This window comes from Polaribacter sp., assembly GCF_965656025.1.
Lineage (GTDB): Bacteria > Bacteroidota > Bacteroidia > Flavobacteriales > Flavobacteriaceae > Polaribacter.
Genome location: NZ_CBFHJT010000038.1, coordinates 13,868 through 21,741, shown reverse-complemented (window position 1 = coordinate 21,741; position 7,874 = coordinate 13,868). Strand labels below are relative to the sequence as shown.

The 7,874-nt window shown below is 30.7% G+C and carries 8 protein-coding genes; 6 read left to right on the top strand and 2 right to left on the bottom strand.

Going from position 1 to position 7,874, the window contains the following annotated elements; translation table 11 throughout:
- Together ACTG3S_RS08735 and ACTG3S_RS08730 are read left to right on the top strand one after the other, a co-directional pair.
- Positions 1–587, top strand: a 587-nt coding sequence (locus tag ACTG3S_RS08735; RefSeq protein WP_439128973.1) for a substrate-binding domain-containing protein, incomplete at its 5' end; no start/stop codon positions are given.
- A gap of 32 nt (positions 588–619) precedes the next feature.
- Positions 620–1,696 carry a Gfo/Idh/MocA family protein gene (locus ACTG3S_RS08730; protein ID WP_439128972.1) on the top strand — a complete coding sequence of 359 codons (1,077 nt, stop codon included), beginning with the start codon at positions 620–622 and terminating at the stop codon, positions 1,694–1,696.
- A gap of 55 nt (positions 1,697–1,751) precedes the next feature.
- On the opposite strand, the gene uxuA is transcribed toward ACTG3S_RS08730, so the two are convergent.
- Positions 1,752–2,939, bottom strand: a complete 1,188-nt coding sequence (gene uxuA, locus ACTG3S_RS08725) for a mannonate dehydratase (protein ID WP_439128971.1) — start codon at positions 2,937–2,939, stop codon at positions 1,752–1,754.
- Between the two features lie 10 nt (positions 2,940–2,949).
- A complete protein-coding gene (locus tag ACTG3S_RS08720; protein WP_439128970.1) occupies positions 2,950–3,777 on the bottom strand; it encodes an SDR family oxidoreductase in 828 nt (275 codons plus the stop codon).
- A 506-nt stretch (positions 3,778–4,283) separates the two neighbouring features.
- On the opposite strand from ACTG3S_RS08720, the gene ACTG3S_RS08715 reads away from it, so the two are divergent.
- Genes ACTG3S_RS08715 through ACTG3S_RS08700 form a run of 4 tightly spaced genes read left to right on the top strand, consistent with a single transcriptional unit; the run spans position 4,284 to position 7,703 of the window.
- Positions 4,284–4,865, top strand: a complete 582-nt coding sequence (locus ACTG3S_RS08715; RefSeq protein WP_439128969.1) for a HupE/UreJ family protein — start codon at positions 4,284–4,286, stop codon at positions 4,863–4,865.
- A gap of 44 nt (positions 4,866–4,909) precedes the next feature.
- Positions 4,910–5,335 carry a deoxycytidylate deaminase gene (locus ACTG3S_RS08710; RefSeq protein ID WP_439128968.1) on the top strand — a complete coding sequence of 142 codons (426 nt, stop codon included), beginning with the start codon at positions 4,910–4,912 and terminating at the stop codon, positions 5,333–5,335.
- Complete coding sequence (locus ACTG3S_RS08705) at positions 5,328–6,899, top strand: S41 family peptidase (RefSeq protein ID WP_439128967.1); 1,572 nt, start codon at positions 5,328–5,330, stop codon at positions 6,897–6,899. The genes ACTG3S_RS08710 and ACTG3S_RS08705 overlap by 8 nt, the downstream gene beginning before the upstream one ends.
- Positions 6,900–6,914: 15 nt before the next feature.
- A complete protein-coding gene (locus ACTG3S_RS08700; protein WP_439128966.1) occupies positions 6,915–7,703 on the top strand; it encodes a UDP-2,3-diacylglucosamine diphosphatase in 789 nt (262 codons plus the stop codon).
- Positions 7,704–7,874 lie beyond the last annotated feature (171 nt).

The following is a 7,874-nucleotide window of genomic DNA, read 5'->3' as shown; positions in this document are numbered from 1 at the left end:
TATTTGATAGAGGGGAAAACGATTTAAACGTTGATTATATTGGAATTGATGATTATAATAGTAGTCAAACCATTGTAAAACATCTTGTTAATGAAGGTTGCAAAAGAATTGCACATATTGGAGGTTTTAAACATACAAGAATTTTTAATAACAGAATTAGAGGATATGTAGATGCCTTAAAAAAATATAATTTACCCCTAGATGATGAACTTTTACTAGAAAGTAACTTATCTAAAGAAGATGGTAGAAAAAAAATGCAACAACTATTAAGTTTAAAAAATAGACCAGATGCTGTTTATGTAGCTGGCGATTATGCTGCTTTAGGTGCTTTGCAAGTTTTAAATGAAAATAATATAAATATACCCAATGAAATTGCATTGGTAGGTTTTGGTAACGAGCCATTTACAGAGATGGTAACACCAAGTATTACCAGTGTGCATCAACATAGTGCAGATATAGGTAAAATGGCTGCTGAAACTTTTTTAAACTACGCAAAAAAGAATACAATTACACAATCTTTAAAAAAACAAATATTAGAGGCAACGTTAATTATAAGAACTTCTTCAAATAAAAAAAACCTTTCTTAAGGTGAAGAAAAGATAAAAATAAAGCCAATGATTTGTTACAAACAATAAATGTAGAATCTTTATATACTACAGATGATCTTGTAGATAGTTTAGAGAACAATAATTGTTTTAACACTATAAAAAATATTTTAATTTTGGATGAAATGAATACTGTTAAATGGGGAATTATTGGATGTGGTGATGTAGCTGAAGTAAAAAGTGGGCCTGCTTTTTACAAAGTAGCAAATTCTGAACTGCTTGCTGTAATGAGAAGAAGTACCGAAAAAGTAAAAGACTTTGCAAAAAGACATAATGTACCTCTTTGGTATGATAATGTTGAAGACCTTTTGGCAAATAAAGAAATTAACGCTGTTTATATTGCTACACCTCCATCTTCTCATTTAGCAATTGCAAAACAAGCTTTAAATGCTGGTAAATTCGTTTATTTGGAGAAGCCGATGACATTAGATTTAGCAGAAGCTATTGAATTACGAAATTTTATAAAACCAAGTCATAAAATTGTTGTTGCTCATTACAGAAGAGAGTTAGAGGCTTTTAAAAAAGTGAAGGATTTAATAGATTCTAAAATAATTGGAAATATTTCTCACGCTAAAATTGAAATCTTACAACCAGAAAACAACGATATTATTGCAGATACAGAAGATAACTGGAGAGTAAATCCAGAAATTTCTGGTGGCGGTTATTTTAACGATATTGCACCTCATCAATTAGATTTAATGCGATTGTATTTTGGAGATTTTAAAGAATCTAAAGGTTTTACTACTTCAACAAAAAACAATAAAGTTGATGATGTAATTAACGGAAGTATTGAGTTTAAAAACGGAATTCAATTCCAAGGAATCTGGAATTTTACAGTTTCATCAAAAGCACAAAAAGACGAATGCATAATTTATGGTGATATGGGGACAATAAAATTTTCTTTTTATGGTGAGAAAATCACTCTAGAAACTAATGGGGGTTATCAAGAATTTTCTTTTAAAACACCTAAACACGTTCAACAACCTTTAATAACATCAACAGTAAATTATTTTTTAGACAAAGAAAATAATCCTTGCACCGTTAAAGATGGTTTGGCTACGTTACAAATTATAGATAGTTTTATAAACTAACAATGTAATTCTTATTACAAAAAAAGCTCTTCTTTCGAAGAGCTTTTTTATTTTCTTATAAAGAACGTCTAATACCAAGTTCTAAACCTCTCAATTCTGCTAAACCACGTAAACGCCCTATACCTGAATACCCAGGATTGGTTTTCTTTTTTAAATCGTCTAACATTTTATGACCATGATCTGGCCTAAAAGGCATTTTTAAATCTTGTCTTCCTGCTGCAATTCTTTTCTGTTGCTCTAAAACTAAAGCTTTCATCACTGCATACATGTCTACATCACCATCTAAATGATCTGCTTCGTGAAAATTTCCTTCTGCATCACGTTTTGTTGCACGTAAATGAATAAAATGAATTCGATCCCCTAAACGTTCTACCATACCTGTTAAATCATTATCATCTCGAACTCCAAAAGAACCTGTACAAAATGTTAATCCATTGTTTAGAGATTGTACTGCATTGTAAATATCTTCTATATCTTGTTCTGTAGACACCACTCTTGGTAAACCTAAAATTGAAAACGGTGGATCATCTGGATGAATGCACATTAATACACCTGCTTGTTCTGCTGTTGGAATAATTGCTGATAAAAACGAGAATAAATTTGCTTTCAATTCTTTAGGACCTATATTTTTATAAGTTGCTAAAATTTGATTGAATTCTTCTAAACTATATCCTTCTTCAGCCCCTGGTAAACCAGCAATAATATTTTTGATTAATTTGGTTTGTTCTTCTTTTGATGCATTTTTGATAAAATCAGTAGCTTTTTGCTTTTGCTCATCAGAATACTCATTTTCAGCACCTGGTCTTTTTAACAAATACAATTCAAAAGCAGCAAAAGCAGCAGCTTCAAAACGTAATGCTGTAGATTCATCTGAAACTTCGTAATCTAAATTGGTACGTGTCCAATCTAAAACCGGCATAAAGTTATAACAAACAATATCAATACCACATTTACCTAAATTTAAAAGTGTTTGTTTGTAATTTTCAATGTATTTTTGATATTCACCAGACTTGGTTTTAATATTTTCATGAACAGGTACAGATTCTACCACAGACCAAGTTAGGCCAACATTTTCAATAATATCTTTTCTTTTTTGAATTTCTTCAACAGTCCAAACTTCTCCATTTGGAATATGATGCAATGCAGAAACAATTCCTGTTGCTCCTGATTGTTTGATATCTGATAAGGAAACTGGATCATTGGGTCCATACCAACGCCAAGTTTGTTCTAAATTATTTCTCATTTTTATTTTTTTAAACTCCACTATATGCTGCAAAACCACCATCTATGGGAACTACAACTCCTGTTACAAATTTAGAACCTTCTCCACATAACCATAAAGTTGTACCAATTAAATCTTCTGGTTCTCCATAACGACCCATTGGTGTTTGGTCTATAATTTGTTGTCCTCTTTGTGTTAAACTACCATCTTCATGGGTTAATAAAGTTCTGTTTTGATCGGTTAAGAAAAAACCTGGAGCCAATGCGTTTACTCGAATACCAACTTTAGAAAAATGTACTGCCAACCATTGTGTAAAATTAGAAACGGCCGCTTTTGCACCACTATAAGCTGGTATTTTTGTTAAAGGTGTAAAGGCATTCATAGAAGAAATATTAAGCACAGAACAACCTTCTCTACCCACCATATCTTCTCCAAAAACCTGTGTTGGAATCAACGTTCCTAAAAAATTTAAGTTGAATGTAAATTCGATTCCTTTTGGATCTAAATCAAAAAAAGTTTTAAAACCTTCTGTTTTATTTAACAAATCTTCTGTTTCTAAAAAAGGATTAGAAGTGGTTCCTAGAGGATGATTGCCTCCTGCTCCATTTATCAAAATATCTATTTTACCAAAAGCATTATTAACTTCTTGTTTGGCTTTTTTTAAAGAATCTTTTTCTAAAACATTGGCTGCAACACCAATTGCTTTTCCACCTTCATTATTAATTTCTTGGGCAACTTTATCTGCAGCTTCTTCACGTAAATCTAATACTGCTATTTTATTTCCTTCTTTGGCTAGTGCTTTTGCCAATGTACTACAAAGTACACCTCCTGCTCCAGTTAAAACAATTGTTTTGTTCATTTTTTTGTTGGTTAATTTATAATAATGAAAAGTAAAATTAATAAAAACAATATTACAAATAGCACATAAAAGCAATAATAATAAGTAATAAACTGAGAATAAAATACTGAATACCTCTTTTTGCTACAAGAAACAATAGCGTTTGTATAATTTGATGAAATACTGTAAAAAACTTAGTTTTAAAGTTTATTTATATGATTTAGAAATAGAATAATTACAAAACGTCAAAATCTATTTTTTTATTACTAGAACCTTTTTTTTCAACTTTTACATTGATAAACATATCAGACTTAACAATTTCAATACCATCCATATCCACAATTTTTGTTTTCTTTTTTTTGCTTTATTCTTCATTTTTTTGTTTTTTACACTTGATTCTACGTTCTGTAAATTTAAAAAAATAAAAATCCTAAAAAATAGACTTAAATTTAATGATACATCAAATAAAAGCTATCCATTCTTTTATCTTTTTAATATCTTTGAAATTCCTCTAAAAACAAATTATAATGAGCGATTTTATTTTATACTTTAAGATGGGTTTAAATCATGTTTTAGACCTTTCTGCCTATGACCATATTTTATTTTTAATTGTGTTAGCTGTGGTGTTTAGCTTCAATCAATTTAAAAAAGTGTTATGGTTGGTTACTTTATTTACAGTTGGGCATTCTATAACGCTAGCATTATCGGCTTATGGCATTTTAAATGTCAACATGAAATTGATAGAATTTCTAATTCCTGTTACTATTTTTATAACAGGTGTTATCAATGTATTTACAGCCAAAAAATCCTCAACTGGTAAAGAAAATACCAATTTAGTTTTTGCCTTATTTTTTGGATTAATACATGGTTTGGGCTTTTCTAATTACTTTAAAATGATGATTGGAAAAGAAGAAGACAAATTAATGCCTTTGTTAGAATTTGCACTTGGTATAGAAGCTGCACAAATAATAATAGTTTTGGGTATTTTAATAGTAGGTACATTGCTACAAAACTTTTTTAGAGTTACAAAAAGAGATTGGATTTTAGTCTGCTCATCAATTGTTATTGGTTTTGCCATACAAATGATGTTAGATCGTGTTTTTTGGTAATTTATTAACGTTACATTTTTATTAATCTTTTTACTTTCGTAGTAATGACAGAGAAAAAACAATTAAAATATGACAAAGCTTACTTAAGAATGGCTTTAGAGTGGGGCAAACTTTCTCATTGCAAACGCAAACAAGTAGGTGCTTTAATTGTTAAAGACAGAATGATTATTTCTGATGGTTTTAATGGAACTCCCACAGGTTTTGATAATTGTTGCGAAGACGAAAATGGTGCCACAAAGTGGGAAGTGTTACATGCAGAAGCCAATGCTATTTTAAAAGTGGCAGCCTCTACACAATCTGCTAAAAATGCTACTTTATACATCACACTTTCTCCTTGTACACAATGCAGTAAACTAATACACCAAGCAGGTATTAAAAGGGTGGTTTATGCCAACGCATACAAAGACAGTTCTGGTTTAGAATTTTTAGAAAAAGCAGGCGTAGAATTAATGAATTTACCATATGAATAAAAAACACCTACCTCTATATTTATCAATTGCTGTAATTTTTGGACTTTTAATAGGCGTTTCTATTGGTGGAAACTCTGGTAATATGTTGTCTTTATCCAAAACCACAACACAAGAACGCAAAATAAAAAGATTGATAAATTTTATAGAAAGAGATTACGTAGACAAAGTAAGTACAGACTCTCTTTTAGATGGTGCAATTACACAAATGTTGGGCAAATTAGACCCACATTCTGTCTATATTCCTAAAGAAAATTTACAAGCAGTACAAGAAAGTATGCAAGGTAAATTTGTAGGTATTGGTGTACAATTTCGTATCATTTCAGACACTATAACTGTAATACAACCTATAAAAGGTGGACCAAGTATCAAAGCTGGTATTAAAGCTGGAGACAGAATCTTAATGGCTAATAAAGACACACTATTTGGTAAAGACATGCTAAGTGGTGCTGTACCTAGATATTTAAAAGGCAAACCAAATACCGATGTAAATTTACAAGTCTATAGAAAAAGTACAGACTCACTTTTCAACATCGATATTACTAGAGGTAGCGTAAATATTAAAAGTGTAGATTTAGCTTACATGATTAACGATTCTATTGGCTACATCAAACTAGATCGTTTTGCAAGAAATACCTATAGAGAATTTAAAAGCGCTTTAAATAATTTGATAGATGATGGTATGACAGATTTAGTGTTAGACCTTCGTGGAAATGGTGGTGGATTTATAGACATTGCAAACAGTATTGTTGATGAGTTTTTAGAAGACGATAAATTAATTGTATTTACAAAAGACAATAAAGGCGATATAGATGAATCTTTTGCCACCTCTAAAGGAGATTTCGAAAAAGGTGGTTTGTATGTTTTAATTGATGAAAACTCTGCATCAGCGTCAGAAATTGTGGCAGGCGCCTTACAAGATAATGACAAAGGTACCATTATTGGTAGACGTTCCTTTGGTAAAGGTTTGGTACAAATAGAAATGGATTTGGGGGATGGTTCTGCAGTTCGTTTAACAACTGCAAGGTATTACACACCAACAGGACGCTCTATACAAAAACCTTACAATGGTAATGGAAATAAAAATTATTACAGGGACTATCAAAAAAGAATAAATAGTGGAGAATTGTTGAGTAAAGACAGCATAAAAGTAGTGGATTCTTTACAATTTAAAACTCCAAAAGGCAAAGTAGTTTATGGTGGTGGTGGTATTATACCAGATGTTTTTGTAGCGATAGACACCACTTCTTACATGTCTAATTTCTATTTTAATACCATCAATAATTTTGCGTTTGATTATGTAGATAACAATCGTAAAAAATTAGAAAAATGGACAATTGATTCTTACATAGAGGATTTTGATAAAGACGAAAAAATATTTGACAGCTATTTAACTGATATAAAAGACAAAATAAATCCCTCTTTTAGAGCAAAACAAAGCATCAAAAGGTATTTAAAAGCCTCTATTGCCAATGTTCTTTTTGGCGATGTTGGTTTCTACAGAATTATTCATCAAGAAGATAAAATGCTACAAAAAGTTTTAGAGTTGGAAACTAAACAGGAATAGCTTTTCTTTGTAGAAATGATTTCGATAACTACTTCTAAGAATAAAAAAGTCTACTTTGCATCAGACCAACATTTAGGTGCGCCAACAGCAAAAGCTAGTTTTCCTAGAGAAAAAAAGTTTGTAACCTGGTTAGACACTGTAAAACAAGATGCAGAAGCTATTTTTTTATTAGGCGATTTATTCGATTTTTGGTTCGAATACAAAACAGTAGTTCCTAAAGGATTTGTAAGAGTTTTAGGCAAATTAGCAGAAATTAAAGACAGTGGTATCCCAATTTATTTCTTTGTAGGAAACCATGATTTATGGATGAACGATTATTTTGAAAAAGAGCTAAACATTCCTGTATATCATGCTCCACAAGAATTTCTCATCAACAATAAAAAGTTTTTAATTGGTCATGGAGATGGCTTAGGGCCTGGAGATAAAGGCTATAAACGCATGAAAAAAGTGTTTACTTTTCCGCTTTTTAAGTGGATGTTTCGATGGCTACATCCAGATTTAGGTATAAAACTTGGGCAGTACATGTCCGTAAAAAACAAACTAATTTCTGGTGATGAAGATGCCAAGTTTTTAGGCGAAGAAAATGAGTGGTTGGTGCAATATTGCAAAAAAAAGCTAACAGCAACGCATTATGACTATTTTATTTTTGGCCACAGACACCTACCATTAGAAATAAAATTGCAAGAAAACAGTTCGTACATCAACCTTGGAGATTGGATACAATACTTTACTTTTGGTGTTTTTTCTGATACAGAATTTAAATTAACAGAATTTAAAGACAAATCCTCTTTAATAGACTTCTAATACACTAATCTTTAACCTTGTTTTAACAAAATAATTTTGTTAAAATTGTAGCTTTGTTTCACTTAAAAAATAAAACCTAATATAACATAGAATGGATATAGATGTAAGAGCTATTAACGAAAAAATCGAAAGAGAAAGTGCGTTTATAGATATTTTAACCTTAGAAATGAA